26 protein-coding genes are annotated in these 25,952 nt (G+C 63.1%); 17 read left to right on the top strand and 9 right to left on the bottom strand.

Annotated elements, in window-relative coordinates; all coding sequences use genetic code 11:
• Nucleotides 1-4: 4 nt before the first annotated feature.
• Complete coding sequence (locus tag BLS41_RS14535; protein ID WP_074766546.1) at nucleotides 5-799, bottom strand: response regulator transcription factor; 795 nt, start codon at nucleotides 797-799, stop codon at nucleotides 5-7.
• Between the two features lie 243 nt (nucleotides 800-1,042).
• Here BLS41_RS14535 and recA point away from each other — a divergent pair, with 243 nt between their 5' ends.
• From recA to BLS41_RS14495, 8 genes are all read left to right on the top strand, one after another.
• Complete coding sequence (gene recA / locus BLS41_RS14530; protein ID WP_074765620.1) at nucleotides 1,043-2,122, top strand: recombinase RecA; 1,080 nt, start codon at nucleotides 1,043-1,045, stop codon at nucleotides 2,120-2,122.
• Nucleotides 2,123-2,129: 7 nt separating this feature from the next.
• Complete coding sequence (gene recX / locus BLS41_RS14525; protein WP_074766544.1) at nucleotides 2,130-2,825, top strand: recombination regulator RecX; 696 nt, start codon at nucleotides 2,130-2,132, stop codon at nucleotides 2,823-2,825.
• A gap of 134 nt (nucleotides 2,826-2,959) precedes the next feature.
• Nucleotides 2,960-3,700, top strand: a complete 741-nt coding sequence (locus BLS41_RS14520) for a DUF2889 domain-containing protein (RefSeq protein WP_074765618.1) — start codon at nucleotides 2,960-2,962, stop codon at nucleotides 3,698-3,700.
• Nucleotides 3,697-4,866: an ADP-forming succinate--CoA ligase subunit beta gene (gene sucC / locus BLS41_RS14515; protein WP_074765616.1), complete on the top strand. Its 1,170-nt coding sequence runs from the start codon at nucleotides 3,697-3,699 to the stop codon at nucleotides 4,864-4,866. Before BLS41_RS14520 ends, sucC begins: the two co-directional genes overlap by 4 nt.
• Before the next feature lie 126 nt (nucleotides 4,867-4,992).
• Nucleotides 4,993-5,874 carry a succinate--CoA ligase subunit alpha gene (gene sucD / locus BLS41_RS14510; protein WP_074765614.1) on the top strand — a complete coding sequence of 294 codons (882 nt, stop codon included), beginning with the start codon at nucleotides 4,993-4,995 and terminating at the stop codon, nucleotides 5,872-5,874.
• Between the two features lie 156 nt (nucleotides 5,875-6,030).
• Nucleotides 6,031-6,735, top strand: coding sequence for a TerC family protein (locus BLS41_RS14505; protein WP_074765612.1), 705 nt, complete (start codon nucleotides 6,031-6,033; stop codon nucleotides 6,733-6,735).
• Between the two features lie 124 nt (nucleotides 6,736-6,859).
• A complete protein-coding gene (locus BLS41_RS14500; RefSeq protein ID WP_074765610.1) occupies nucleotides 6,860-7,483 on the top strand; it encodes a pilin in 624 nt (207 codons plus the stop codon).
• A gap of 157 nt (nucleotides 7,484-7,640) precedes the next feature.
• Nucleotides 7,641-9,425 carry a PglL family O-oligosaccharyltransferase gene (locus BLS41_RS14495; protein ID WP_074765608.1) on the top strand — a complete coding sequence of 595 codons (1,785 nt, stop codon included), beginning with the start codon at nucleotides 7,641-7,643 and terminating at the stop codon, nucleotides 9,423-9,425.
• A gap of 73 nt (nucleotides 9,426-9,498) precedes the next feature.
• Here BLS41_RS14495 and moaC read toward each other — a convergent pair whose 3' ends face one another.
• Nucleotides 9,499-9,975, bottom strand: coding sequence for a cyclic pyranopterin monophosphate synthase MoaC (gene moaC, locus BLS41_RS14490; RefSeq protein WP_074765606.1), 477 nt, complete (start codon nucleotides 9,973-9,975; stop codon nucleotides 9,499-9,501).
• A gap of 347 nt (nucleotides 9,976-10,322) precedes the next feature.
• Here moaC and BLS41_RS14480 point away from each other — a divergent pair, with 347 nt between their 5' ends.
• Complete coding sequence (locus BLS41_RS14480) at nucleotides 10,323-12,050, top strand: M48 family metalloprotease (RefSeq protein WP_074765604.1); 1,728 nt, start codon at nucleotides 10,323-10,325, stop codon at nucleotides 12,048-12,050.
• 69 nt (nucleotides 12,051-12,119) lie between these two features.
• Here BLS41_RS14480 and BLS41_RS14475 read toward each other — a convergent pair whose 3' ends face one another.
• The 6 genes from BLS41_RS14475 to BLS41_RS14450 all read right to left on the bottom strand — a co-directional run bounded on the left by BLS41_RS14475 (nucleotide 12,120) and on the right by BLS41_RS14450 (nucleotide 17,068).
• Nucleotides 12,120-12,692: a DUF2946 family protein gene (locus BLS41_RS14475; RefSeq protein ID WP_074765603.1), complete on the bottom strand. Its 573-nt coding sequence runs from the start codon at nucleotides 12,690-12,692 to the stop codon at nucleotides 12,120-12,122.
• Nucleotides 12,685-13,758, bottom strand: coding sequence for a hydrolase (locus BLS41_RS14470; protein WP_074765601.1), 1,074 nt, complete (start codon nucleotides 13,756-13,758; stop codon nucleotides 12,685-12,687). Before BLS41_RS14470 ends, BLS41_RS14475 begins: the two co-directional genes overlap by 8 nt.
• A gap of 51 nt (nucleotides 13,759-13,809) precedes the next feature.
• Nucleotides 13,810-14,256, bottom strand: coding sequence for a nuclear transport factor 2 family protein (locus BLS41_RS14465; protein ID WP_074765598.1), 447 nt, complete (start codon nucleotides 14,254-14,256; stop codon nucleotides 13,810-13,812).
• A 176-nt stretch (nucleotides 14,257-14,432) separates the two neighbouring features.
• Nucleotides 14,433-15,458, bottom strand: coding sequence for a lipopolysaccharide heptosyltransferase II (gene waaF, locus BLS41_RS14460; protein ID WP_074765596.1), 1,026 nt, complete (start codon nucleotides 15,456-15,458; stop codon nucleotides 14,433-14,435).
• Nucleotides 15,459-15,859: 401 nt separating this feature from the next.
• On the bottom strand, nucleotides 15,860-16,054 hold the full coding sequence (locus BLS41_RS14455) for a zinc-finger domain-containing protein (RefSeq protein WP_074765593.1): 195 nt from the start codon (nucleotides 16,052-16,054) through the stop codon (nucleotides 15,860-15,862).
• A 90-nt stretch (nucleotides 16,055-16,144) separates the two neighbouring features.
• On the bottom strand, nucleotides 16,145-17,068 hold the full coding sequence (locus BLS41_RS14450) for a branched-chain amino acid transaminase (protein ID WP_074765590.1): 924 nt from the start codon (nucleotides 17,066-17,068) through the stop codon (nucleotides 16,145-16,147).
• A 309-nt stretch (nucleotides 17,069-17,377) separates the two neighbouring features.
• On the opposite strand from BLS41_RS14450, the gene BLS41_RS14445 reads away from it, so the two are divergent.
• On the top strand, nucleotides 17,378-18,124 hold the full coding sequence (locus BLS41_RS14445; protein ID WP_074765588.1) for an AzlC family ABC transporter permease: 747 nt from the start codon (nucleotides 17,378-17,380) through the stop codon (nucleotides 18,122-18,124).
• Entirely contained in the window at nucleotides 18,121-18,444 is a 324-nt protein-coding gene (locus tag BLS41_RS14440) for an AzlD domain-containing protein (RefSeq protein WP_074765586.1), read from the top strand. The genes BLS41_RS14445 and BLS41_RS14440 overlap by 4 nt, the downstream gene beginning before the upstream one ends.
• Here BLS41_RS14440 and BLS41_RS39035 read toward each other — a convergent pair.
• Nucleotides 18,437-18,598, bottom strand: coding sequence for a hypothetical protein (locus tag BLS41_RS39035; protein WP_171910229.1), 162 nt, complete (start codon nucleotides 18,596-18,598; stop codon nucleotides 18,437-18,439). The two genes, BLS41_RS14440 and BLS41_RS39035, sit on opposite strands and share 8 nt — an antisense overlap.
• A gap of 116 nt (nucleotides 18,599-18,714) precedes the next feature.
• On the opposite strand from BLS41_RS39035, the gene BLS41_RS14435 reads away from it, so the two are divergent.
• The 6 genes from BLS41_RS14435 (at nucleotide 18,715) to BLS41_RS14410 (ending at nucleotide 25,947) form a co-directional block, all read left to right on the top strand.
• The gene (locus BLS41_RS14435) at nucleotides 18,715-19,908 is read left to right on the top strand and encodes a phosphoglycerate kinase (protein ID WP_074765584.1); all 1,194 of its coding nucleotides are present in this window, start codon (nucleotides 18,715-18,717) and stop codon (nucleotides 19,906-19,908) included.
• Nucleotides 19,909-20,350: 442 nt separating this feature from the next.
• Nucleotides 20,351-21,787, top strand: a complete 1,437-nt coding sequence (pyk, locus tag BLS41_RS14430) for a pyruvate kinase (RefSeq protein WP_074765582.1) — start codon at nucleotides 20,351-20,353, stop codon at nucleotides 21,785-21,787.
• Between the two features lie 213 nt (nucleotides 21,788-22,000).
• Nucleotides 22,001-23,065, top strand: a complete 1,065-nt coding sequence (gene fba / locus BLS41_RS14425; protein WP_074765580.1) for a class II fructose-bisphosphate aldolase — start codon at nucleotides 22,001-22,003, stop codon at nucleotides 23,063-23,065.
• A 131-nt stretch (nucleotides 23,066-23,196) separates the two neighbouring features.
• Nucleotides 23,197-24,087 (top strand): phosphoribosylaminoimidazolesuccinocarboxamide synthase, encoded by an 891-nt coding sequence (locus BLS41_RS14420; protein WP_074765579.1) that lies wholly within the window; start codon nucleotides 23,197-23,199, stop codon nucleotides 24,085-24,087.
• 49 nt (nucleotides 24,088-24,136) lie between these two features.
• Entirely contained in the window at nucleotides 24,137-24,655 is a 519-nt protein-coding gene (gene purE / locus BLS41_RS14415; protein WP_074765577.1) for a 5-(carboxyamino)imidazole ribonucleotide mutase, read from the top strand.
• A 95-nt stretch (nucleotides 24,656-24,750) separates the two neighbouring features.
• Nucleotides 24,751-25,947: a 5-(carboxyamino)imidazole ribonucleotide synthase gene (locus tag BLS41_RS14410; protein WP_074765575.1), complete on the top strand. Its 1,197-nt coding sequence runs from the start codon at nucleotides 24,751-24,753 to the stop codon at nucleotides 25,945-25,947.
• The last annotated feature ends 5 nt before the right edge of the window (nucleotides 25,948-25,952 follow it).

Genomic DNA, 25,952 nt, shown 5'->3' with positions numbered 1-25,952 from the left:
CCTTCTATTTGTAGTGGTGGCTCGCGGGCATCGCGACGGACGGCGACGACGCGGGCGGCTCGGACGTTTCCGGCGCGGCGGGTTCCGTCATTGCCGCGGCGTTGGAGGCACTCGCGGCTGCGCTGCCCGCGGCTGCCGCTTTTTCGAGGCAGTACCCAAGACCGCGCACGGTAATGATGCGCACGCCGCTCGGCTCGATTTTCTTGCGCAACCGGTGCACATAAACCTCGATCGCATTGTTGCTGACTTCCTCGCCCCATTCGCAAAGATGGTCGACGAGCTGTTCCTTCGACACCAGCCGGCCGATCCGCTGCAGCAGCACTTCGAGCAAACCGAGTTCGCGCGCCGACAGGTCGATCACCTGCTCGTTGATATAGGCGATCCGGCCAACCTGGTCGAACGCGAGTGAGCCGTGCCGCACGACGGTCGGGCCGCCGCCCGCGCCGCGCCGGGTCAGTGCGCGCACCCGCGCTTCGAGTTCGTTCAATGCGAAGGGCTTGGCCATGTAGTCGTCGGCGCCGAGATCGAGTCCCTTGACGCGTTCGTCGACGCTGTCTGCGGCGGTCAGGATCAGCACCGGCAGGTTGGAGTTGCGCGCACGCAGGCGACGCAGCACTTCGAGCCCGGACATGCGCGGCAGGCCCAGATCGAGGATCAGCAGGTCAAAACTTTGCACGGAAAGGGCGGTATCGGCCTCGACTCCGTTCTTCACGTGATCGACGGCATAGGCCGATTGGCGGAGTGATCGAACCAGACCGTCCGCGAGTATGCTGTCGTCTTCGGCAATCAGAATTCGCATGATTCGCCAACCTGGCGTTGCCGGCACCATGGATAGCTCCAGGCGCGGCGGTCTCCAAAGATTTTTGTGGGTAGTCTGGGCAGCGAGACAGTAAAAATGCGCGTTCGCATGAGAATCGCGCTTGCCAAAACTACTGTTTTTTTATACAGTGTCTGAGTTTCGTGTGCTGTCCTTTCCGAGTGGGTTGAAACTCGGGGCCGCACACCTGCCTCAGACGCCGTTCATCATAGCAAAGGACGATTCATGGAAGAAAGCAAGAAAGGCTCGGCTGGACTGACTGCTGAAAAGAGCAAGGCATTGGCTGCCGCGCTCGCGCAGATCGAAAAGCAGTTCGGCAAAGGGTCGGTCATGCGGCTCGGCGCAGGTGAGGTAGTCGAAGACATCCAGGTGGTTTCAACCGGATCGCTCGGCCTCGATATCGCGCTGGGCGTCGGCGGTTTGCCGCGTGGCCGTGTGGTCGAAATCTATGGTCCGGAGTCGTCGGGTAAAACCACGCTGACTCTGCAAGTCATCGCTGAAATGCAGAAGATCGGCGGCACGGCGGCGTTTATCGACGCGGAACACGCGCTGGACATCCAGTACGCGCGCAAGCTCGGCGTGAACGTGAACGACCTGCTGGTCTCGCAGCCGGACACCGGCGAACAGGCGCTCGAAATTGCTGACGCACTCGTGCGTTCGGGTTCGATCGACATGATCGTGATCGACTCGGTCGCGGCGCTCGTGCCGAAGGCTGAAATCGAAGGCGAAATGGGCGACTCGTTGCCGGGTCTGCAGGCGCGTCTTATGTCGCAAGCGCTGCGCAAGCTCACCGGCACGATCAAGCGTACGAACTGCCTGGTCATCTTCATTAACCAGATCCGTATGAAGATCGGCGTGATGTTCGGTAACCCGGAAACCACCACGGGCGGTAACGCGCTGAAGTTCTACGCGTCGGTGCGTCTCGATATTCGCCGTATCGGTTCGATCAAGAAGAACGACGAAGTGATCGGCAACGAAACCCGCGTGAAGGTCGTGAAGAACAAGGTGTCGCCACCGTTCCGCGAGGCGATTTTCGACATTCTGTACGGCGAGGGTATTTCGCGTCAGGGCGAAATCATCGATCTGGGCGTGCAAGCCAAGATCGTCGACAAGGCCGGTGCGTGGTACAGCTATAGCGGCGAACGGATTGGTCAGGGCAAGGACAACGCGCGTGAATTCCTGCGCGAAAATCCGGACATCGCTCGCGAGATCGAAAACCGTATCCGCGAATCGCTGGGCGTGAATGCCATGGCAGAAGCCGTAGCCGGCGGTGCAAGCGCCGAAGTCGCGGACGAAGAAGAGTAACCATCACGTGATACGCAAGGGCCGGCCGTTGTCCAATGCAGGACGCCACTCGGAAGGCCCGCGTGATGAAGAGGACGATTCGTTCGACCCGTTCGAATCGTTCGACGCACATGATCGCGCTGCTGGCCATAGCCCGCAGCGCGCCCAGTCTGAATCCACTTCAGCATCAGTTTCGGACCCATCCGAAACCACTTACACTCGTTCGCGTCGCGAGCCCGGCGCAGTCAAGCCGGGCGAAGACGAAGCCAAAAAATCCCAACGCCCGGCACGTTCGCTAAAAGGACGCGCACTCGGCTATCTCTCGCGCCGCGAATATAGTCGCGCCGAACTCGCCCGCAAACTGAAGCCATACGTCGAAGAAACCGATTCCCTCGAAACGGTGCTCGATACGTTGGAAACGGAGAACTGGCTTTCCAACTCACGTTTCGCGGAAAGCCTGATCCACCGGCGTTCGTCGAAACTAGGCGCCAGCCGGATTCTCGGCGAACTGAAACAGCACGCGCTCGACCAGACGCTGGTTGAAGACGCCAAGGCCCAACTGCGCGACACCGAACTTGCGCGCGCTCAAGCCGTTTGGAGCAAAAAGTTCGGCGAACTCCCCCAGACACCCGCCGAGCGCGCCAAGCAAATGCGTTTCCTTGCGTCGCGTGGTTTTTCCGGTTCAACGATCGGAAAAATCCTTAAGGGCATCGAGGACGAGTAGGACGGCCAGTAGGGCGACGAATCGCCGCGTTGACTTTTGGCGAGGTAGGAGTGATTCATTGCGCATTCCGACCTGTCCCAAATACCCAGTATGCTAAAATTCTTGGGTTTTCCAATCCGGCCTTTCCTTCCCGCATGCCGCTCTCCACGCCAGTGTCCCGTCAGTTGCGCCATCGTCGCGCAATCAGAGCGGAAGCTTTTGAGCGAGCCGATGGTCTGTGGGATGTGGAAGCGTGCTTGACCGACGAAAAGCCACGCGATGTGGCCCTTGCGTCGGGCGTCCGGCCCAATGGTCAGCCGATCCATGAACTCTGGCTTCGCATCACCATCGATCGCAAACTCAATGTCGTCGACGCCGAAGCGTCATCCGACTGGGTGCCCTATCCTGGTTTGTGCCAAGTCAACAATCCCGCCTACCGTGCCCTCATCGGGCTCAATCTGCTCCATAACTTTCGTCGCGATGCTGCCCGTTTGCTCGGCGGCACGGCTGGTTGCACCCATCTCACAGAGTTGTGCGCAATCCTGCCGACCGCCGCGATTCAGGCATTCGCCGGCGACGTGTGGAACACCAATGACAGCACGTCGGGCGCGGGCGGAGGTTCAGGAGACGAATCGTCTAACAGCACAGGCGATCATTCCAACGACAAACCGCCATTCCAGCTGGGACGCTGCCACGCGCTGCGTTTCGACGGCGAGGCGGTGCAACAGTTTTATCCGCGCTGGTATGGCCACGCACCGTATTCCACGGAACGCGCGGCATCGTCAGGCGACGGGGCAGTCCGCCATGCAACACGAGGCGGCGACGCGTCCGGCATGAACGACGGCAGCGGAAACGATGTTCAACCCAACTCTCAGACTGAAGGGAATCACGCATGAAGATTCACGAGTACCAGGGTAAGGAAATCCTGCGGAAATTCGGCGTCGCGGTACCGCGCGGCAAGCCGGTCTTCTCGGTGGATGATGCGGTCAAGGCCGCGGAAGAGCTCGGCGGCCCGGTATGGGTCGTGAAGGCTCAGATCCATGCGGGTGGCCGTGGTAAGGGCGGTGGCGTGAAGGTTGCCAAGTCGCTGGAACAGGTTCGCGAGTACTCGGAACAGATCCTCGGCATGCAGCTCGTCACGCACCAGACCGGTCCGGAAGGCCAGAAGGTCAACCGTCTGCTGATCGAAGAAGGCGCTGACATCAAGAAGGAACTGTATGTCGGCCTGGTGATCGATCGCATCTCGCAGAAGGTCGTCGTGATGGCATCGAGCGAAGGCGGCATGGACGTCGAAGAAGTCGCGGAAAAGACGCCTGAGCTGATCCACAAGATCGCTGTCGATCCGGCAACGGGTCTGAAAGACGCAGAAGCCGACGAGCTCGCCACGAAGATCGGCGTGCCCGCCGCTTCGCTGCCGCAAGCACGCGCCATCCTGCAAGGCCTGTACAAGGCAACGTGGGAAACCGATGCATCGCTCGCCGAAATCAACCCGCTGATCCTGACCGGCGACGGCAAGGTCATCGCACTCGACGCCAAGTTCAACTTCGATTCGAACGCACTGTTCCGTCACCCGGAAATCGTCGCGTATCGCGATCTGGACGAAGAAGATCCGGCTGAAGTCGAAGCGTCGAAGTTCGACCTCGCGTACATCTCGCTCGACGGCAACATCGGCTGCCTCGTGAACGGCGCAGGCCTCGCCATGGCAACGATGGACACCATCAAGCTGTTCGGCGGCGAACCGGCGAACTTCCTGGACGTGGGCGGTGGCGCCACGACCGAGAAGGTCACGGAAGCGTTCAAGATCATGCTGAAGAACCCGAACCTGACTGCGATTCTGGTCAACATTTTCGGCGGCATCATGCGCTGCGACGTGATCGCGGAAGGCGTGATTGCGGCGTCGAAGGCCGTGTCGCTGAAGGTGCCGCTCGTCGTCCGCATGAAGGGCACGAACGAAGACCTCGGCAAGAAGATGCTCGCTGAATCCGGTCTGCCGATCATCGCGGCTGACAGCATGGAAGAAGCGGCTCAAAAGGTCGTCGCGGCTGCTGCGGGCAAGGCGTAAGCCAACCCCGAGCGCGTTTACCAGGATTACGAATGGCGGCGCGTGAGTGGCGCAATAGCGACGCGGGCGAGAACATTCCGCCCTCGCTGCGCCACCGCGTGACGCCAAACGAACAGAGGTTTATACATGTCGATTCTGATTAACAAAGACACCAAGGTCATCACGCAGGGCATTACCGGCAAGACCGGTCAGTTCCATACGCGTGCTTGCCGTGAATATGCAAACGGCCGCGAAGCGTACGTTGCAGGCGTGAACCCGAAGAAGGCCGGCGAAGATTTCGAAGGCATTCCTATCTACGCAAGCGTCGCTGAAGCCAAGGCTGAAACGGGCGCGACCGTGTCGGTGATTTACGTTCCGCCGGCAGGCGCTGCTGCTGCCATCTGGGAAGCAGTCGAAGCCGACCTGGATCTCGCAATCTGTATCACGGAAGGCATTCCTGTCCGTGACATGATCGAGCTCAAGGCACGTATGCGCGCGAAGAACAGCAAGACACTGCTGCTCGGACCGAACTGCCCGGGCACGATTACGCCGGACGAACTGAAGATCGGCATCATGCCGGGTCACATCCACCGCAAGGGCCGCATCGGCGTCGTGTCGCGTTCGGGCACGCTGACGTACGAAGCAGTCGGCCAACTGACGGCAATCGGCCTCGGCCAATCGTCGGCAGTCGGTATCGGCGGCGACCCGATCAACGGTCTGAAGCACATCGACGTGATGAAGATGTTCAACGACGATCCGGATACGGACGCCGTCATCATGATCGGCGAGATCGGCGGTCCGGACGAAGCGAATGCTGCTGAGTGGATCAAGGACAACATGAAGAAGCCGGTGGTTGGCTTTATCGCCGGCGTCACGGCGCCTCCGGGCAAGCGCATGGGCCACGCCGGCGCGCTGATCTCGGGCGGTGCAGACACGGCTGATGCCAAGCTGGAAATCATGGACGCATGCGGTATCAAGGTCACGAAGAACCCGTCGGAAATGGCGCGTCTTCTGAAGGCGATGCTGTAAATCTGAATTCGCGCGCGTTATCTGCATGCGATACCGGCGCGTTTTTTGATACGCTTACGAAGTCCTTTCGTGAACGTGCGGTCTGAAAAGCGGGGGAGTGCAAACTCCCCCGCTTTTTTTCGTCCGCGCGTCAGATTCCTTCCTATTCTTTCAGTCATGCTCGAATTCTTTGCCACCCTGCACTGGGGCGCGGTCTTTCAGATTATCGTCATTGACATCCTGCTGGGTGGCGATAACGCCGTCGTGATCGCGCTGGCCTGCCGCAACCTGCCGCCGTCGCAACGTTTCAAAGGCGTGTTGTGGGGGACGGCGGGCGCGATTGTGCTGCGCGTGGCGCTGATTGCGTTTGCGGTGGTGCTGCTCGACGTGCCGCTGCTGAAGTTCGCGGGCGGTCTGCTGCTGTTGTGGATCGGCGTGCGGCTGCTGGCCCCTGCACACGACGCGCATGAAAACGTCAAGCCGGCCGACAAGCTGATCTCGGCGGTCAAGACCATCATCGTCGCGGATGCGGTGATGAGCCTGGACAACGTAATCGCAATCGCCGGTGCGGCGGAAGCGGCTGAGCACGAGCACAGGTTGGCGCTGGTGATTTTCGGGCTGGTGGTGAGTATTCCGCTGATCGTGTGGGGAAGTCAGCTGGTGCTCAAGCTGCTCGATCGCTTCCCGGTCGTCATCATGTTGGGCGCGGCGTTGCTCGGCTGGATCGCGGGCGGTCTGATGATCAACGATCCGGCTGGCGACCGCTGGCCGATTCTCGACACGCCCGTCGCCGAATATGGAATGAGCGTCGCGTGTGCGTTGTTCGTGCTGATCGTCGGCTATCTGCTCAAGCGACGGAACGCGAATCGCGCGGCAGCTTGATACTGCCGCGAGATTCACAACATTAGCCATTCGGCTGACTGTCGGTTGCGAGCCTCGCTGGCTACGATTGAAACGCCTGTCCCCACACCGCGGGCCAGGCGTTTTTCGTTTCAGGAGCCAGCCGATGATCGTCACCTTGCCGTATTCCCCTTATTCCCACGCCACGCTTTCCGCGCGCTCCGCCTTCCGGCGAGCAAACTGGCCCGCGCGACTGGCGAGCGCGTTTCGCCGCTTCGGCGTCGGCTTCACCTTGATCGAACTGATGATCGTGCTGGCGATTGTCGGCGTGATCGCCGCGTACGCAATTCCCGCGTATCAGGACTATCTGGCGCGCAGCCGGGTGGGCGAGGGCTTGTCGCTGGCGTCGGCGGCGCGAATTGCGGTGGCTGAGAATGCCGCGAGCGGCAATGTGTTCAGCGGCGGTTTCGCGTCGCCGCCCTCCACGCGCAACGTCGAGTCGATCCAGGTCGACGACACCACCGGCCAGATCACGATTGCCTTCACGACACGCGTGGCCCCTGTTGGATCGAACACGCTGACGCTCGTGCCGTCAGTGCCTGACAACGCGGACGCGCCCACCGCACGGGTCGCCTTGAGCAAGGATGCGGCCCAGGGCGGCGCACTCACGTGGGAGTGTTTCGCGGGCGGCAAAACCGCGTCTTCGCTGCCTGCGCCTGGTGCAGGACCCGCTCCCGCCGATGCGCCCACCCTCGCGTCGAATCTCGCCCCGCCGGAATGCCGTTCGTGACCGGAGGCGGCAGATGATGCCGGATGACATGCGAGAGGGCGGAACGTCGTAGGAAGAACGTAAAGCGCTGATTTTTGGCCTATTTCAGCCCGGCCGGCGCACAGCAGGAGGAATTTTTTGTATAGTGCGCCGGTTGCTGACGCCCTCCGGTTAATCGATGCCCACCCCTTTCGCGCGGTACCTGTCTCTCATTCTGTTGGCTCTCGCGTTGGTGCTGCCTTATGCAGTCGTCAACCACACGTATCCGATTCCGACCTTCTACGCCGAATTCACCGCACTCGCGCTGTATCTGCTGACGGGGGCGGGCGTCGTGCTGCTGGTCGCGACCGCGAAGCCGCGCGTTGCGTTCGCGTCGCCGGTTGTTGCGCTGGTGCCGTTGCTGTTCGGGCTGTTGCTGATCACGCAATCGATTGTGTTGCCGGTGTCGCAACCGTCGATGAACTGGCTCGGCGGCGGTTTCCTGCTGGCGGCCTTCATGGCGACGCATGCCGGTTACGGCTTTACGCGCGTCAAGCTCGGCGATACGGCGTTGCGCTGGGCGGCCGGGGCGTTGATCGTCGGTGGGCTGTTTGCGGTGTTCAGTCAGGTGATCCAGTTGTTTCACCTCGAGACGCGCGTGTCGCCGCTCGTGGTGGCCTATAACGTGACCGTCGAGCGTCGGCCGTTCGGCAATATGGCACAGGCGAACCACCTCGCTACCTACATTGCGTTTGCGATGGCGGGCGCTCTGTTCCTCGTGCAGACACGCCGCCTCGCCGTCAGCATCTGGCTGCTCGTCTCGACGATTTTCGCCGTTGGCCTCGCGCTTACCGTGTCGCGCGGACCGTGGCTGCAAATGGGCGTGATCGTGGTGGCGGGTTTCTGGATGGCATTCGCGCAGACCCGCAACGAGCCGCTGCTTCGCCGCAGCAACCGCGAGTGGATCATTCCGATCGCGCTTGCAGTGCTGTTCTTCGTGGTCAACGCGGTGATCCGCTGGGCTAACGTGCGCTATCACCTCGAACTCGGGCAGTCGGCCGCAGAGCGCATGAAGGACGCGAGTCAGATCGCGCCGCGTCTCGCGCTGTGGAAGTACGGCTGGACGATGTTCAAGACGCATCCGTTGCTGGGCGTGGGTTGGGGCGAATTTCCGAGCTATCAGTTCGAGTACGTGAAGAAGCTCGGTGGTGTCGAGATCGCCAATAACTCGCACGATATTTTCATCGACCTGCTCGCGAAAACTGGCCTGATCGGCGTGGCGATCGTTCTGTTGGGGCTGGTGGCGTGGCTCGTGCGCGTGGTGCGCGCTCCACAAAGCGCGGCGCGTGTATTCGGCATCGCGCTGATCGGCGTGCTGACCATGCATGCGCTGGTCGAATATCCGCAGCAGTACATGTTCTTTCTGTTGCCCGCGATGTTCGTGTTCGGCGTGCTCGAGACGCGGCCGTTGCGGTTCGTGCCCGCGCGGCTTTCGTTCGGCGCGTTTGCGGTGGTGGTGTTTGGCGGGCTGGCGGCGCTGTATCCGGTGTATCGCGATTACGCGCGTGCCGAGGTGCTGTATTACGGTTCGCGTCCCGCCGAGCAATATGCGGCGGATCCGTCGTTCCTGTTCCGCGCGTGGGGCGAATACGGTATGGCGACGCTTCAGCCGATGAACGGCATGAACCTGCAACACAAACTCGACATGCACAAGCAGGCGATTGCGCTGCTGCCGGGCGAAACCGTGCTGCGACGTTATGCGGTGCTGCAGGCGCTGGGCGGCGATACGGCGGGCGCGCTCGACACGGTCGACCGTCTGAAGATTTTTTCTGAAGAGTTGAAGGACTGGCCGTCGCAGTTGGGCTTTCTGTACGAGCTCGTGGACGAACAGAAATCGCTGGCAGGTTTCAAGGACGAACTGGTCAAGCGCTTTGGCACGCCGCCGTCCAACGTGAATCAGGACGACGACAGCGACGACGATTGAGTTGTCGCTATCTGCACCGCAAATATAAAGAGCAGGCGGTAACAGGCGAGCGGGGCGATGACTTAAGCGGTCATCAACCCGCGACCCAATCCCCCGATTTCCCACCGTGCTTCTCCAGCACTTTCACATCGGTGATCGTCATCCCGCGATCGACTGCCTTGCACATGTCGTACACCGTCAGCAGGCCGACTTGCACGGCGGTTAGCGCCTCCATCTCCACGCCGGTCCGGCCAAGCGTTTCGACCTGAACCGTGCAGTGCACGCCGGGCAACGTTTCGTCGAGTTCGAAATCGACCTTGACGCGCGTCAGCGCGAGCGGATGACATAGCGGGATCAAATCGGCGGTGCGCTTCGATCCCTGGATCGCCGCGATTCGCGCGATGCCGATCACGTCGCCTTTTTTGGCATTGCCGTCGCGGATCAGCGCGAACGTTTCGGGCAGCATGCGGATCGAGCCGCGCGCAATCGCGATGCGCCGCGTTTCCTCTTTACCGCCGACATCCACCATATGCGCCTGGCCGGCAGCGTCGAAATGAGTGAGTTCAGGCATGGTTGGGCTCCTTAAGAGGGCGCCTATCATAGCAGCGCGGTCGCGGCGTGCCACGAGCGCGTTCCCGTGGTACGCGCAAAACCGCAAACCGCAAACCGCAAACCGCAAACCGCAAACCGCAAACCGCAAACCGCAAACCGGAAACCGGAAACCGGAAACCGGAAACCGCAGCGGCAGCCCTGCAGCAACCAAAGCGGCAGGCAGTGCAACCGTCTTGCAAAAAGCCCGCAACAGTCACGCAACAAGCCCGCCGAATCGCGCACACGACTGACTACAATTGCCTCATGCCCGCTATCTTAGTCCGAGCGGCGGGCGTCGCCTTTTGACTCCGTGCTACCGACCCTGCGATGCGTCCGAAACGGTTTCTTACTGCGTTATTGTCACTCGCGCTCGCGACCCCGCCGGGCGCGTTCGCCCAATCGTATTCCGCTTCGAGCATCGCGCTCAACACGCCCGCCGCGCAATCCGCCGACTCCCCGCTGGTGAGCGGCCCAACCGGGTCCTATGCCGATCCCCACGTCGATCCCATCGTGCCGCCCGCCATCGCGCAGGGCGTATTCGGCGTCTACGGCGGCGCGCAGAGCCGCTTCTCCGGCAATTCCGGCGTCACGAACTGGCGCAACCCGGTCGCCACGCAACAGTTGCCCGACCTCGGCAGCGGCGGCGCCGGCACGCTCACGCCGCAAGCCGAGCGCAAGCTCGGCGAACGCGTCATGCGCGACGTGCGCCGCGACCCCGACTACCTCGACGACTGGCTGGTGCGCGACTACCTGAACTCCGTCGCCGCGAAACTGGCTGCGGCGGCGAGCGCGCTTTATATCGGCGGCTATCGGCCGGACTTTGATCTGTTCGCGGTGCGCGACACGCAGATCAACGCCTTCTCGCTACCCGGTGGCTTTATCGGCGTGAACACGGGCCTGATCGTGACGACGCAAACCGAGTCGGAACTGGCGTCGGTCCTCGGTCACGAAATGGGACACGTACTGCAACGTCACATCTCGCGGATGATCACCGCCGGCGAGCACAGCACCTACGCCGCGCTCGCCGGCATGCTGTTCGCGGTGCTGGCGGGCGTGCTCGCGCACAGCGGTGACCTCGGCAGCGCGATCGCGCTCGGCAGCGAGGCGTACGCGGTCGACAACCAGTTGCGTTTCTCGCGTTCCGCCGAGCAGGAGGCCGACCGCGTCGGCTTTCTGCTGCTTGCAGGCGCGGGCTACGATCCCTACGCGATGAGCGCCTTCTTCGGCCGCCTCGATCGGGCGGCGATGAGCGACATGGGCGTGCCGGCCTACGCGCGCACCCATCCGCTGACTGGCGAACGGATCGCCGACATGGAAGACCGCGCGCGACGGGCGGCGTACCGGCAGCCGCATCAGTCGCCGGAATACGGTTTTGTGCGCGCGCGTGCGCGACTGCTGCAGGATCGCTCGCGCAGCGAATACGCCGACGAGATTTCGCGGATGCGCACCGAAATCGACGACCGCACGGCGCTCAACATCGCGGCCAACTGGTATGGGATCGCGTTCGGTCAGATGCTGCTCGAACGTTATGACGACGCGGCGGCGTCGCTCGCGACATCGCGTGCGACTTTCGCCGGCGGCGAGCGGAGCGAGGGCGAGCCCGCGCGCAGTTCGCCGAGCCTTGACGTGCTGGCCGCCGACATCGCGCGTCGTGCGGGCCACGCGGACGAAGCCGCCCGTCTCGCCGAATTCGCGCAGCAGCGCTGGCCGCAGTCGAATGCGGCGATCGACATGCATATCCGCACGTTGCTGACCTTGAAGCGCTATGCCGATGCGCAGGTGCTCGCGCAAAAGGAAACGCGCGCGCACCCCGACCAGCCGGCGTGGTGGCTCTATCTGGCGCAGGCCAGCGCGGGCAGCGGCGATGCGTTGACGCAGCATCGGGCGATGGCGGAAAAGTTTGCGCTTGAGGGAGCGTGGCCGTCGGCGATCCGGCAACTGAAGGACGCACGTGACCTGAAGACAATCGCCTACTACGACCTCGCGACCGTCGACGCAAGACTTCACGAGATGGAGAGCCGTTATAAGGAGGAGCGGCTCGACGAAAAGAGCTAGCGGATTCTGCTAACTACGGGGTCCGGGCACAGGTTCGCCCGACCGGTGCCACCCCAAGCGGACAAACTCTCAAACCCGCGCTGCCGGACTCGCCACGAACCCGAACCGTTCGGCGACATCCGCTCGTCGCACGGAATGCAGCGGCAGGCTGGTTTGCCCGTTCCAGTGGAATTCGCCGCCCAACGAATCGTCGGCGAGCGTGGCGTGTTCGGAGAAGATGTCCAGATCGTGATCGTGCAACACGGCGATTCTGGCTGGCGCCTGAACGTCGCCAAACAGAATCCCGCCTTCTTCATCGACGAACACGGCGGCCGGTTCGAACGCGCCGCCCGCCTGGTCCCGCAACGTGAGCGCGCCATCGGCATCCGCCGACAGTCGCACCACCCACGGCGTGTACCCCAACTCGACATACACCCGCTGCGGCCCATTCTGGAAATACCACTGCCCATGCTCGTCGGCATCGTAATTCCGGTTGATGAAGCCGAGCAATGCGTCGTGCCGGATCGGCGTGCCCGGCGAGCCGCTCGCCTGAGCCGCTTCGTCGCGCATGCGCCAGTTGCCGCGCCGGTCCAGCATCAGCCAGCCGGTGCAACTGGGAACGTTCGGCCACTTGGCCAATGCCTGCCTGACGATGTCATCCATGATCGATGTGCCGCTCCAGATAACCGAACACGCGCCGCGACAGCCAGTCGATACGGCCCGGGAACGGCCCGGTCATAAAGCCGGCGTGGCCGCCGTGCTCGGGTTGATCGAGTTCCACCGCCGCCGACACCTCCCGCGGCGACGGCAACGCCTCGGCCGGCAGGAACGGATCGTTGCGCGCGTTCAGCACGAGCGTCGGCACTTCGATGTGCGGCAGCAGCGGGCGCGTGGTCGCGGTGCTCCAGTAATCGTCGGTATCGCGAAAACCGTGCAGCGGCGCGGTCACCACGTTGTCGAACTCGTACATCGTGCGGCTCGCCAGCATCGCGTCACGGTCGAACAGACCCGGAAACTGGGCCAGCTTCTGCTCGGCTTTGCGTTTGAGCGTTTTCAGGAAACTGCGCGTGTAGACGAGGCCAAAGCCCTGCGACAACGCGCGGCCACCGGCATGCACGTCGATCGGCGCCGAAATCGCGGCAGCCGCCGAGACCACCGACGCGGCCCCGTCGCGCTGCTCGCCAAGCCAGCGCAGCAGCACGTTGCCGCCGAGCGACACGCCTGCCGCGACGATCGGCCCGCGATGCATGGCGCGCAGGCGTCGCAGCACCCAATCGACTTCGGCGCTGTCGGCGAGATGGTAGAAGCGCGGCAGGCGGTTTAGCGAACCGCTGCAACTGCGAAAGTGCGGGACGACGCCGTGCCAGCCGTACTGCTGCGCGGCCGACATCAACGACGCAGCATAATGCGACGCCGAACTGCCTTCGAGACCGTGAAACAGCACGAAGAGGGGAGCGTCGGGCGCGGGAACCGGCGGCGCGGACACAGCCAGGCTGTCATGCACGACCCAGTCGAGATCGATGAAGTCGCCGTCGGGCGTGTCCCAGCGTTCACGCCGGAACGACACCGATGGCCGGCGCGCGAACAGCGACGGAACGATGGTCTGCACATGCCGGTTCGGCAGCCAGAGCGGCGCGCGGTATAGCAGATCGACGGTTGCCTCGACGGCAGCCTCGGCGACGGCGCGGGCCGTGCCGGAGGAGAGAGGTTTATTGGGCGTCGAACTCATGCCGGCGTTAGAGCGAAAAATGAAAACGCGAGCCGGAAACGCGGCCCCGAGTCAGTGCAGCGAACCCTGGCCATGCCGCATCTTGGTGGCGAACTGGCTGGCGGCTTCGTTCGGCATCGGGCTCGCGTGAATGTGCGCGATGCGCCACTCGCCGCGTTCGTGGACCATCACGTAGGTCGTAAACACCATGTTGGGCGTGGCTTTCGGGTCGGCCGGACGATGCGCTTCGGCAATCGCATAGACGACGGTGCCGAGGCTGTCGTACACGCGAATATCGAGCGGTTCGATCGAAACGGGCGCGGTTTCGAGCTGGATCTGCAAGCCGGCGCGAATGCTTTCCAGGCCGTGCAGGTGGGAGCCGTCGGCGCAAATGCAGCTAACGAACTCCTCGTCGATCCACAGGCCCATCAAGCTGTCGATATTGACCTCGGCGATGGCCTGATAGTAGGCGTTCAGGGTATCGGCGGCGGCTTCGAAGATATGGGCAAAACGTGGCATGGCTCGTCAGTCTCTTGTGCGCGGCGCGCGGTTGCGGGGCAGCGGTCAGCGGGACAGTCCGGCGCACCGGACTTGTCGCCCCCCGGCGCCAGCATGTTCGCGCCGTGAGGCACGAACATGACGCGACGCGCTTAAGGGGCGTGCGGTACTGCAAGCAGCGAGTGTGGTTGATCGGCTCAGCGTTGCGCGAGCAGCATGCCGCGCAAATCGCCGAATACCTGTTCGGCGCTCAGTTGCTTGAGGCAGTTCAGATGACCGAGCGGACACTCGCGCTCAAAACAGGGGCTGCATTCGAGATGAAGCCATTGTACCTTCGCAAGCTCCGACAGGGGCGGGGTGTGGCGCGGATCGGTCGATCCGTACACGGCCACCAGCGGGCGGCGCAGCGCGGCTGCCACGTGCATCAGGCCGGAGTCGTTCGTGACCACGGCGTTGGCTCGCGAGATCAGCGCGCAAGCTTCGCCCAACGCGGTTTGCCCGCACAGGTTGCGCACGTTGGGCGCTTTCTCGGCGATGGCCTGCGCGAGCGGCGCGTCTTTCGGCGAGCCGAGCGCGACGATCTGCGTGTATGGGAACGACTGGCCGACCATCTGCGCGAGCGCCGCGAAATGCTCAGGCGGCCAGCGCTTGGCCGGACCATATTCGGCGCCGGGGCAGAACACCAGCAGCGGCACGCGCGTGTCGAGATTGAAGCGCGCCGACACGCGCGACGCTTCGTTCAGGTCCGCGTCGAGTCGCGGCATCGGCAGGTCGTCGGGAATCTTCGCGCCGGGCGCGTAGGCGAGGGCGGCGTACTGGCCGACCATCGGCGGGCGCTCGTCCTTGCGCGGATTCGCGTGACGCACGTTCAACAGGCCGTAGCGGCTTTCGCCGGTGTAGCCGATGCGCAGCGGAATGCCCGCCATCCACGGAATCAGCGCGGATTTGAGCGAGTTCGGCAGCACGTAAGCCGCGTCGTAGCCGACGTCGCGCAAATCGCTCGCCAGTTGCCAGCGGCGCAGCATTTGCAGTTTGCCGTGCGCGAGGTCGGTGGCGTAGACGTCGCGGATTTCCGGCATGCGTTCGAGCACGGGCGCGACCCACGAGGGCGCGACCGCGTCGATGACGATGCGGGGATGCAATTTCACGAGGCGCGCAAACAGCGGCTGCGCCATCAATGCGTCACCGATCCAGTTCGGTGCGATAACCAACGCGCGACGCATCAGAGTGAGTGTCCGGTGTCGAAACGAAACGCTGCGCGCGCAGTGCGCGTGGCGTTCGGATAGGTAAAAGGGGAAAAACCGCTTGCCGCGTGACGCCATTCCGGCCATGCCGGTGGCACCGCGACTGCGGCTTTGCTGCTGTGGTGCGCGTGACGTCGAGTGTGTTCTAGCGTGGGCGTGCCGGCGGTCGGGGCGTGTTCGAGGCCGATTCGTATAAAGCTGAATCGGACAACGGAACAGACGGGCGACGACACGAACTACGAAGTCAATGTCGAACCAGACATCGCTCCGCTCATCCGGCAGTAACCCGCCGACCTGACAACCCACGCACTTCAAATCGAGGCCGAAACCTCACCGCTCGACAAACAGCGCCGCCAGTCACAACGCACGATGTGCCGGGTTCAGTGACCCCGGACCACTTCGCCGTCGCGCAGTTTGTACCGCGTGCTGCAATACGGGCACTTCGCTTCGCCGTGCGTGACGTCGATAAAGACGCGCGGATGTGCGCTCCAACGCGGCATGTTCGGGTTCGGGCAGTAGGCCGGAAGGTCTTTTGCCGACAGTTCGACCAGCGGCATTTCCTTGATTTCGCTCATGGGACTTTCTCGTTGTATGCAGGGTGCGGGCGTTGCGCCGGGATCCGGCCCCAGCCGTGAGGCCAGGCAGAAAAACCGGCGCAGCGCGCGTTAGATCTTGGTGAGCCAGTGCGCGTACTTGTCGCTCTTGCCGTTCACGATGTCGAAGAAGCCCGACTGCAGCTTCTCGGTGATCGGACCGCGCGAGCCCGAGCCGATAGTACGGTTGTCGAGTTCGCGGATCGGCGTGACTTCGGCGGCAGTGCCGGTGAAGAACGCTTCGTCGCAGGTATAGACCTCGTCGCGCGTGATGCGTTTTTCGATGACCTGGATGCCCGCGTCGCGCGCCAGCGTGATGACCGTGTCGCGCGTGATGCCGTCGAGGCACGACGACAGGTCGGGCGTGTACAGCTTGCCGTTATTCACGAGGAAGAAGTTCTCGCCCGAACCTTCCGACACGTAGCCGTCGACGTCGAGCAGCAGCGCTTCGTCGTAGCCGTCGGCGATGGCTTCCTGGTTGGCGAGGATCGAGTTCACGTACCAGCCCGACGCCTTCGCGCGGACCATCGACACGTTCACGTGATGGCGCGTGAACGACGACGTCTTCACGCGGATGCCCTTCGCGATGCCGTCTTCACCGAGGTAAGCGCCCCACGGCCACGCGGCGATTGCCACGTGAATGGTGTTGCCTTTGGCCGACACGCCGAGCTTTTCCGAGCCGACCCAGATGATCGGACGCAGATAGCACGATTCGAGCTTGTTTTCGCGGACCACTTCGCACTGCGCGGCGGCGAGCGTTTCGTGGTCGAACGGCACGTCCATCTGGAAAATCTTGGCCGAGTTCAGCAGACGCTTGGTGTGCTCCTGCAGACGGAAGATCGCGGTGCCGCCGTCGGCCGTCTTGTAGGCGCGCACGCCCTCAAAGACGCCCATGCCGTAGTGCAGCGTGTGGGTAAGCACGTGGACCTTGGCATCGCGCCAGTCGATGAGCTTGCCATCCATCCAGATCTTGCCGTCGCGGTCGGCCATTGACATACGATTCTCCAGCAGTGCGTTATGAGTGCCCCCAGACCTGACGCTGCGCGCAGGCTCCCCGTGGAGCAAGAAAACCGGGGTGGCCCGTTGGTTTCCCGTGCGGCGTGCTGCCCAAGGGAGACTTTCTTCGGGGCCTAATCAAGAGCGTTATTTTAGCGTCTTTTGCACACGGAACGGGCATTTGGCCGCAGGCCCGGCGCTATAATCCGGCGCACGCATAAATCAAATCCGGATACGCCAGCGGGTGTCTGACTTTCCTGGCGTCGACCTCCCTTCGTTGCCGCGCCTTGCGCGGGCGCGCTACGCCTGATGCCTGCTCGTCTGTCAGATCTCGATCGCCGTGCCTTCCGTCAGGGCGCGCGCGACTACGCACCCACCCTGATGGCGATTTTCTCGTGGGGGCTGGTCACCGGCATCGCGATGAGCAAGTCGGTGCTGACGCTGCCGCAGTCGCTCACCATGTCGCTGCTGTGCTACGCCGGCTCGTCGCAATTGGCGGTGCTGCCGCTGCTCGCCGCCAAACTGCCGATCTGGACCGTGCTGCTCACAGCGGCCATGGTCAACACGCGTTTCGTCATTTTCAGCGTCGGCCTCGCGCCGCATTTCTCCTATCTGCCGATGTGGCGGCGCATCGTGCTCGGCTATTTCAACGGCGACGTCATCTATCTGCTGTTCCAGAAGAAGAGCTTCGCGCCGGGTTACGTGCCGGGTAAGGAGGCTTACTACTGGGGCATGGCGCTGTCGAGCTGGCTGTCGTGGCAGGTGTCGTCGATTGCGGGCATCCTGCTCGCGAGCCTGATCCCCGATAACTGGGGGCTGGCGCTGGCGGGCACGCTGGCCTTGCTGCCCATCATGGTCTCGGCGATCGCGACGCGTTCCACGCTGGTGGCGGTCGCGATTGCGGGCGTCGTCTCGCTGCTCGCTTTCGACCTGCCGTACCGGCTCGCGCTGCCGCTTGCGGTGATTGCGGCGATCGTGGCCGGCAGCGCCGCCGACCTGATGGTCGAGCGCGCCGATCTGCGCCGCATCCGCAACAGCGCCGGAGATTCCCGATGACATCCACGCAAATCTGGCTCGCCATTTTCGGCATGACCTTCGTCACCGCTTTGACACGCGCGATGTTTCTAATCGGCGGCGAGCGCACGGTTTTGCCGGGTCGTGTGCAACGGATGTTGCGCTACGCGCCGGCCGCGGCGCTGGCCGCCGTGGTGTTGCCCGACGTGCTGGCGACGCCCGACGGCCTGTCGTTCGCGCCGTCCAATCACGAGTTTTACGCGACGCTGGCTGGTCTCGGCTGGTTTTTGTGGCGGCGCACCATGCTCGGCACGATTGTCACCGGAATGGTCGTGTTCACTCTGTTGCGCGTCTTCATGTAATTGGAACGATTGAAAATGTTGCGTCGCACCACGGCAGGCTTATCTTCAAATACGCGTCATTCGCCCAGTTGCGGGTCAGAAGGCAGTTTGGATCGGTTAAAATGCTCGTTTCCGGGTTGAGCGCGCCGGTGCAGGGCGCGAGAACTGCGGCCATGCCGCCCGCGCCCGATCCTGTGGAGCCGCCGTTGTGCAAAAGCGCTGGAGTCTGCCGCGCTTGAAGCGCGCGCGTCGCCCGTCACCGCCTTCTCATCAACTCGCACACACACGCCCATGAACAAGGTATTGCGTCTCTCCGATCTGATCGCCGAAGGCAAGTTGTCCGGCAAACGCGTGTTTATCCGCGCCGATCTGAACGTGCCGCAGGACGATCAAGGCAACATCACCGAAGACACCCGTATCCGCGCCTCCGTGCCGGCTATCAAGGCGGCGCTCGACGCAGGCGCGGCCGTGATGGTCACGTCGCACCTGGGCCGCCCGACCGAGGGCGATTTCAAGCCGGAAGACTCGCTCGCACCGGTCGCCAGGCGCCTCGCCGACCTGCTCGGCCGCGACGTGCCGCTGGTGGCGAACTGGGTCGAAAACGGCGTGAACGTGGCGCCGGGTTCGGTCGTGCTGCTGGAAAACTGCCGCGTCAACAAGGGCGAAAAGAAAGATTCCGACGAGCTCGCGCAGAAAATGGCGAAGCTCTGCGACATCTACGTGAACGACGCGTTCGGCACCGCACACCGCGCCGAAGCCACCACCCACGGCATCGCGAAGTACGCGCCGGTCGCTTGCGCCGGTCCGCTGCTCGCGGCTGAACTCGAAGCGCTCGGCAAGGCGCTCGGCGCGCCGAAGCGTCCGCTGGTGGCGATCGTCGCCGGCTCGAAGGTGTCGACCAAGCTGACCATTCTGAAGTCGCTCGCCGACAAGGTGGATCAGCTGATCGTCGGCGGCGGCATTGCCAATACGTTCATGCTGGCTGCCGGCCTGAAGATCGGCAAGTCGCTGGCCGAAGCCGATCTGCTCGAAGAAGCCAAAGCCATTATCGAATCCGCGAAGGCCCGTGGCGCCTCGGTGCCGATCCCCGTCGACGTGGTCACCGCGAAAGAGTTTTCGCCCACCGCCAAGGCCGAAATCAAGGCAGTCGCCGATGTTCAAGACGACGACATGATCCTCGACATCGGACCGGAAACCGCGAAAACGCTCGCCTCGCAGCTCGAAAAGGCCGGCACGATCGTGTGGAATGGCCCGGTCGGCGTGTTCGAATTCGACCAGTTCGGCAACGGCACGAAGACGCTGGCAGACGCGATCGCCAAGTCGGGCGCGTTCTCGATTGCAGGCGGCGGCGACACGCTCGCGGCCATCGCCAAGTACGGCATCCAGGAAAAAATCAGCTACATCTCGACGGGCGGCGGCGCCTTCCTCGAGTTCCTCGAAGGCAAGAAGTTGCCGGCTGTCGAAATCCTGGAATCGCGGGCTTAACGTGACGACGCGCTCCCCCTCGACAAAGTCTGCTAAAACGCGCGGCGCCAAACCGGCGCGCGGCACCGCAGCAACGACGGCAGGGGAGCGCGCAGTGCGCTCCGCCGCCACTCCGGCGGCGTCTGCAGCGTCAGTTGAAGCAGAACAATCCGGCTCGTCTCTCGCGCTCGCGGAGTTGACCACGGCCACCATCGACGAAGCAGCAGAATCGTCCGTTGACCCTGTTGCGCAGAACGCGCCGTCGCAGGCTGAACTCCCGCACGAACACGCAGAGCTCGCGCCCCCACCGGCACCCCCCGTGCTGGTCTCGAACACCGCCTTTACCAATAAAGCGACGCTGGTTTCAACCGGCGCGCAACCCCTCGCATCATCTTTCGGTGCGCAGCCTCCGCATCCGACTCGCAGCGCTTTTCCCAGCGATCCCATCCAGACGAGGAGACTCATGCATCGCGCTACCAAGATTGTCGCTACCATCGGACCGGCTTCCAGCACGCCGGAAGTCCTGCTGCAAATGATTCAGGCAGGAGCGGACGTGGTGCGGCTCAATTTCTCGCACGGCACCGCCGACGACCACCGCCAACGCGCCGAATTCGTGCGCGAGGCGGCCCGTCAGGCCGGCCGCGAAGTCGCCATCATGGCGGACCTGCAGGGCCCGAAAATCCGGGTCGGCAAATTTGAAAACGGCAAGATCATGCTCGTTGCCGGCGAGCCGTTCATCCTCGACGCCGAATGCGAACTCGGCAACGAACAACGCGTCGGTCTCGATTACAAGGACCTGCCGCGCGATCTGAAAGCAGGCGACGTGCTGTTGCTCAACGACGGCCTGATCGTCCTGAACGTCGCACGCGTAATTGGCAGCGAGATTCACACGATCGTGAAGATCGGTGGCGAGCTGTCGAACAACAAGGGCATCAACCGTCAGGGTGGCGGTTTGACGGCCCCCGCGCTGACCGCGAAAGACATGGAAGACATCCGCACGGCGATGTCGCTCGGTGTCGATTACGTGGCCGTGTCGTTCCCGAAGAACGCGACCGACATGGAAATGGCCCGGCAACTGGCGAACATCGCCGGTGCGCCGTACGGCATCAAGCCGAAGATGATCGCGAAGATCGAGCGCGCCGAAGCGATTCCGGCGCTGCAAGGCATTCTCGACGCGTCGGACGGCATCATGGTCGCGCGCGGCGATCTGGCGGTGGAAGTGGGCAATGCCGCAGTGCCGGCGCTGCAAAAGCGGATGATCCGCATGGCGCGCGAGTCGAACAAGTTCGTGATCACCGCGACCCAGATGATGGAGTCGATGATCTACGCGCCGGTGCCGACCCGCGCCGAAGTGTCGGACGTCGCGAACGCGGTGCTCGACGGCACGGACGCGGTGATGCTGTCGGCGGAATCGGCGGCGGGCAAATACCCGGTGCAGACCATCGAGACGATGGCGGCGATCTGCGTCGAAGCCGAGAAGTCGGAACAGTCGGAACTGGACAAGGATTTCCTCGACCGCACGTTCACCCGCATCGACCAGTCGATCGCGATGGGCGCGCTGTTCACGGCGTTCCACCTTGGCGCGAAGGCGATTGTCGCGTTGACCGAATCCGGCTCGACCGCGTTGTGGATGTCGCGTCACTGGACCCACGTGCCGATCTTCGCGCTCACGCCGCGAATCGGCAGTGAGCGTGCCATGGCGCTGTACCGCAACGTGACTTCGCTGCATCTGGACACCAACACCGACCGCGACACCGCGTTGCAACAGGCGCTGGAAACCGTGGTGAAGAAGGGTTACGCGTCGCACGGCGACATGGTCGTGCTGACCGTCGGCGAGCCGATGGGTCAGGCTGGCGGCACCAATACGCTGAAAATCGTGCGGGTCGGCGAGCCGTATTGAGAAGTGACTGCTTGATCGGCGCAGGGTCGATTGAGCGGTGCAGACTGACATGCCCCGCGAGAGGCGGCACACAGGCTTCAATTGCGTCTGGAAGCGCCAGGAACGCTCGACGTTTTAAGCCATCGTGTGACGGGCATGCAGTTTGCACCGCGGAAAAATCGCCAAATAGATGCCGACGGCACAAGAATTCGTTTCAATCTATGGAGTTAAAGCATGCCTCTCGTATCAATGCGTCAACTGCTGGACCATGCCGCCGAAAACGGTTATGGCCTTCCGGCATTCAACGTGAACAATCTGGAGCAGGTGCAGGCCATCATGGCAGCGGCCGACAAGGTCAATGCCCCGGTCATCATGCAGGCGTCCGCGGGCGCACGTAAGTACGCTGGCGAAGCGTTCCTGCGTCATCTGATCGAAGCAGCGGTCGAGTCGTATCCGCATATTCCGGTCGTGATGCACCAGGACCACGGGCAGTCGCCGGCGGTCTGTATGGCGGCGATTCGCAGCGGTTTCACCAGCGTGATGATGGACGGTTCGCTCGAGGCCGACGGCAAGTCGGTGGCATCGTACGAGTACAACGTGGACGTGTCGCGCAAGGTCGTTGAAGCGGCGCACTCCATCGGCATCACGGTCGAGGCTGAACTGGGCGTGCTCGGTTCGCTCGAAACCATGCAGGGCGACAAGGAAGACGGCCACGGCGCGGAAGGCAAGATGACCCGCGAGCAATTGCTGACCGACCCGGAGCAGGCAGCCGACTTCGTCAAGCTGACGCAGTGCGACGCGCTGGCCATCGCGATCGGCACCTCGCACGGCGCGTACAAGTTCAGCAAGAAGCCCACGGGCGACATTCTGTCGATTCAGCGCATCAAGGAAATTCACCAGCGCATTCCGAACACGCACCTGGTGATGCACGGTTCGTCGTCGGTGCCGCAGGAACTGCTGGCTGAAATCCGCGAATTCGGCGGCGATATGAAGGAAACCTACGGCGTGCCGGTCGAAGAAATTCAGGAAGGCATCCGTAACGGCGTGCGCAAGGTCAACATCGACACCGACCTGCGTCTGGCGATTACCGGCGCGATCCGCCGCTACATGGCGACCAACCCGGGCAAGTTCGATCCGCGCGATTATCTGAAGCCGGCGCGCGAAGCGGCGATGAAGGTTTGTATCGACCGTTACATGCAATTCGGCTGCGAAGGCCAGGCTGGCAAGATCAAGCCGCTCTCGCTTGATAAAATCGCGGAGAAGTACAAGTCGGGCGAGCTGGCGCAGGTCGTCCGTTAAGCTGTAACAGGCTCTACACCTGGCCATCCGGCCAGGTTGTCGTTAGATCGCCGTTCCCGCATCATCGGGGGAACGGCGTTTCCCTTTTGTTCCGGTCACACTTTTTGCCTCACTTTTAGCGAACCACGACGATGTCTACCCTCTACGAATCTACGCTCCACTCGCTGCCGCTGCTCGGCCGCGGTAAAGTCCGCGACAACTATGCGGTGGGCAACGACCAGTTGCTGATCGTCACGACCGACCGTCTGTCGGCGTTCGACGTCATCATGGGCGAGCCGATTCCGAATAAGGGTCGCGTGCTCAACGAAATGGCGAACTTCTGGTTCGACAAACTCGCGCACGTGGTGCCGAACCATCTGACGGGCGTCGCGCCCGAATCCGTGGTCGCGGCCGACGAAGTCGAGCAGGTGAAGGGCCGGGCGGTAGTCGTCAAGCGCCTCGAGCCGATTCTGGTCGAAGCGGTGGTGCGCGGCTACCTGGCCGGCAGCGGCTGGAAAGACTACCAGGCAACCGGTTCGGTGTGCGGCGTCGAACTGCCGCCGGGCCTGCAAAACGCACAGAAGCTGCCTGAGCCGATCTTCACGCCGGCAGCCAAGGCCGAAATGGGCCATCACGACGAAAACATCACGTACGACGACATGGAGCGCCGCATCGGCACCGAACTGTCGGCCACGATCCGCGACATCTCGATCAGGCTGTACAAGGAAGCGGCGGATTACGCGGCGACCCGCGGCATCATCATCGCGGACACGAAGTTCGAATTCGGTCTGGACAACCACGGCAAGCTGTACCTGATGGACGAAGCGTTGACCGCCGACTCGTCGCGCTTCTGGCCGGCTGACCAGTATCAGGTCGGCACCAACCCGCCGTCGTTCGACAAGCAGTTCGTGCGCGACTGGCTCGAAACGCAGGCGTGGGCGAAAGAACCGCCGGCGCCGAAGCTGCCGGACGACGTGGTCACGAAGACGGGCGAAAAGTATCAGGAAGCGCTCGAACGTCTGACCGGTCAGAAGCTCGCCTGATTACGCGCTTGTCGTATCAGTACCGTTCGAGAAACAGGGAAGCCGTAAGATGAGTGAAGCTCAAACTGCCCATACGCATGGCGCGCCGGTCGTCGGCGTGCTGATGGGCTCCAGTTCCGACTGGGAAGTCATGAAGAACGCCGTGGCGATTTTGCAGGAATTCGGCGTGCCGTACGAAGCGAAGGTTGTGTCGGCGCACCGTATGCCCGACGAAATGTTCGCCTATGCTGAAAGTGCGCGTGAGCGCGGCATCCGCGCGATCATCGCGGGCGCGGGCGGCGCGGCGCATCTGCCGGGCATGCTGGCCGCGAAGACCACGGTGCCGGTGCTCGGCGTGCCGGTCGCGAGCAAGTATCTGAAGGGCGTCGATTCGTTGCACTCCATCGTGCAGATGCCGAAGGGCGTGCCGGTTGCGACGTTTGCGATCGGCGAAGCGGGTGCGGCGAATGCTGCGCTGTTCGCGGTGTCGCTGCTCGCCGGCACGAGCGACGAATACGCGGAGAAACTGGCTGCGTTCCGCGTGCGCCAGAACGAAGCGGCTCACGCAATGGTATTGCCGGCGCTGTAATCGCGCGGGCTGATTGATATAAGACGTCCCCTGTCTGACCCCCGGCCGGGTGCCTGTTTTTCTCAAGGCCTACCCGGCCGCGACCGACCACTAAGATGAACCCAGACAACACACCGGTTTCACCGATTCTGCCAGGCGCATGGCTTGGCATGGTCGGTGGCGGCCAGCTCGGCCGCATGTTCTGTTTTGCCGCCCAGTCCATGGGCTATCGCGTCGCCGTACTCGACCCGGACGAAAACAGTCCGGCGGGCGCCGTCGCCGATCGCCATCTGCGCGCGGCTTACGACGACGAAGCGTCGTTGACCGAACTCGCGCGGCTGTGCGCGGCGGTGTCGACCGAATTCGAGAACGTACCGGCCGCGAGCCTCGACTTTCTCGCGAAGACCACGTTCGTGAGCCCGGCGGGCCGCTGCGTGGCCGTCGCCCAGGACCGGATTGCCGAGAAGCGATTTATCGCGTCGTCGGGCGTGACGGTGGCGCCGCACGTAGTGATCGAGTCGTCGGACGCGCTCGCCGCGCTCGACGACGCCGCACTCGAAGCCGTGCTGCCGGGCATCCTCAAAACGGCCCGCATGGGCTACGACGGCAAAGGCCAGATTCGCGTACGCAATGCCGAAGAAGTGCGCGAGGCGCATGCGTCGCTCGCCGGTGTTGCCTGCGTGCTGGAAAAACGCCTGCCGCTGAAGTTCGAAGTGTCCGCGTTGATCGCGCGCGCTTCGAGCGGCGCGTCGGTGGTCTATCCGCTAGCGCAGAACACTCACCGCGACGGTGTGCTGTCGCACACCATCGTCCCCGCGCCGGACGCAAGCCCGACGCTGGTCGAGCAGGCCCAGCAAGCCGCGCTGCAAATCGCCGAGAAGCTTGGCTACGTGGGCGTGCTGTGCGTGGAGTTTTTCATCCTCGAAGACGGTTCGCTGGTCGCCAACGAAATGGCGCCGCGTCCGCACAATTCCGGCCATTACACCGTCGACGCCTGCGCGACCAGCCAGTTCGAACAGCAGGTTCGCGCGATGACCGGCATGCCGCTCGGCGACACGCGTCAGCACTCGCCGGCCGTCATGCTGAACATTCTCGGCGACGTGTGGTTCCCGGACGGCCCGAAGGGCGCTGCGGTCACGCCGCCATGGCACGAAGTCGCGGCGATGCCGGCGGCGCGTCTGCATCTGTACGGCAAGGAAGAAGCACGCTGTGGCCGCAAGATGGGTCATATCAACTTCACGGCGGCGTCGCTCGAAGAAGCCCGCACGGCTGGGCGCGATTGCGCGCGGCTTCTGCACATCATCACGAGCTGACGCGA

Source organism: Paraburkholderia fungorum, assembly GCF_900099835.1.
Classification (GTDB): Bacteria; Pseudomonadota; Gammaproteobacteria; order Burkholderiales; family Burkholderiaceae; genus Paraburkholderia; species Paraburkholderia fungorum_A.
The sequence above is the reverse complement of the archived record's forward strand: the minus strand, read 5'-3'. Positions and strand labels throughout refer to the sequence as shown.

Excerpts from the sequence above, each read along its gene's own strand:
- BLS41_RS14535 (WP_074766546.1), bottom strand. The coding sequence starts at position 799 with ATGCGAATTCTGATTGCCGAAGACGACAGCATACTCGCGGACGGTCTG.
- recA (WP_074765620.1), top strand. The coding sequence starts at position 1,043 with ATGGAAGAAAGCAAGAAAGGCTCGGCTGGACTGACTGCTGAAAAGAGC.
- BLS41_RS14520 (WP_074765618.1), top strand. The coding sequence starts at position 2,960 with ATGCCGCTCTCCACGCCAGTGTCCCGTCAGTTGCGCCATCGTCGCGCA.
- sucC (WP_074765616.1), top strand. The coding sequence starts at position 3,697 with ATGAAGATTCACGAGTACCAGGGTAAGGAAATCCTGCGGAAATTCGGC.
- sucD (WP_074765614.1), top strand. The coding sequence starts at position 4,993 with ATGTCGATTCTGATTAACAAAGACACCAAGGTCATCACGCAGGGCATT.
- BLS41_RS14505 (WP_074765612.1), top strand. The coding sequence starts at position 6,031 with ATGCTCGAATTCTTTGCCACCCTGCACTGGGGCGCGGTCTTTCAGATT.
- BLS41_RS14500 (WP_074765610.1), top strand. The coding sequence starts at position 6,860 with ATGATCGTCACCTTGCCGTATTCCCCTTATTCCCACGCCACGCTTTCC.
- BLS41_RS14495 (WP_074765608.1), top strand. The coding sequence starts at position 7,641 with ATGCCCACCCCTTTCGCGCGGTACCTGTCTCTCATTCTGTTGGCTCTC.
- moaC (WP_074765606.1), bottom strand. The coding sequence starts at position 9,975 with ATGCCTGAACTCACTCATTTCGACGCTGCCGGCCAGGCGCATATGGTG.
- BLS41_RS14480 (WP_074765604.1), top strand. The coding sequence starts at position 10,323 with ATGCGTCCGAAACGGTTTCTTACTGCGTTATTGTCACTCGCGCTCGCG.
- BLS41_RS14475 (WP_074765603.1), bottom strand. The coding sequence starts at position 12,692 with ATGGATGACATCGTCAGGCAGGCATTGGCCAAGTGGCCGAACGTTCCC.
- BLS41_RS14470 (WP_074765601.1), bottom strand. The coding sequence starts at position 13,758 with ATGAGTTCGACGCCCAATAAACCTCTCTCCTCCGGCACGGCCCGCGCC.
- BLS41_RS14465 (WP_074765598.1), bottom strand. The coding sequence starts at position 14,256 with ATGCCACGTTTTGCCCATATCTTCGAAGCCGCCGCCGATACCCTGAAC.
- waaF (WP_074765596.1), bottom strand. The coding sequence starts at position 15,458 with ATGCGTCGCGCGTTGGTTATCGCACCGAACTGGATCGGTGACGCATTG.
- BLS41_RS14455 (WP_074765593.1), bottom strand. The coding sequence starts at position 16,054 with ATGAGCGAAATCAAGGAAATGCCGCTGGTCGAACTGTCGGCAAAAGAC.
- BLS41_RS14450 (WP_074765590.1), bottom strand. The coding sequence starts at position 17,068 with ATGTCAATGGCCGACCGCGACGGCAAGATCTGGATGGATGGCAAGCTC.
- BLS41_RS14445 (WP_074765588.1), top strand. The coding sequence starts at position 17,378 with ATGCCTGCTCGTCTGTCAGATCTCGATCGCCGTGCCTTCCGTCAGGGC.
- BLS41_RS14440 (WP_074765586.1), top strand. The coding sequence starts at position 18,121 with ATGACATCCACGCAAATCTGGCTCGCCATTTTCGGCATGACCTTCGTC.
- BLS41_RS39035 (WP_171910229.1), bottom strand. The coding sequence starts at position 18,598 with ATGGCCGCAGTTCTCGCGCCCTGCACCGGCGCGCTCAACCCGGAAACG.
- BLS41_RS14435 (WP_074765584.1), top strand. The coding sequence starts at position 18,715 with ATGAACAAGGTATTGCGTCTCTCCGATCTGATCGCCGAAGGCAAGTTG.
- pyk (WP_074765582.1), top strand. The coding sequence starts at position 20,351 with ATGCATCGCGCTACCAAGATTGTCGCTACCATCGGACCGGCTTCCAGC.
- fba (WP_074765580.1), top strand. The coding sequence starts at position 22,001 with ATGCCTCTCGTATCAATGCGTCAACTGCTGGACCATGCCGCCGAAAAC.
- BLS41_RS14420 (WP_074765579.1), top strand. The coding sequence starts at position 23,197 with ATGTCTACCCTCTACGAATCTACGCTCCACTCGCTGCCGCTGCTCGGC.
- purE (WP_074765577.1), top strand. The coding sequence starts at position 24,137 with ATGAGTGAAGCTCAAACTGCCCATACGCATGGCGCGCCGGTCGTCGGC.
- BLS41_RS14410 (WP_074765575.1), top strand. The coding sequence starts at position 24,751 with ATGAACCCAGACAACACACCGGTTTCACCGATTCTGCCAGGCGCATGG.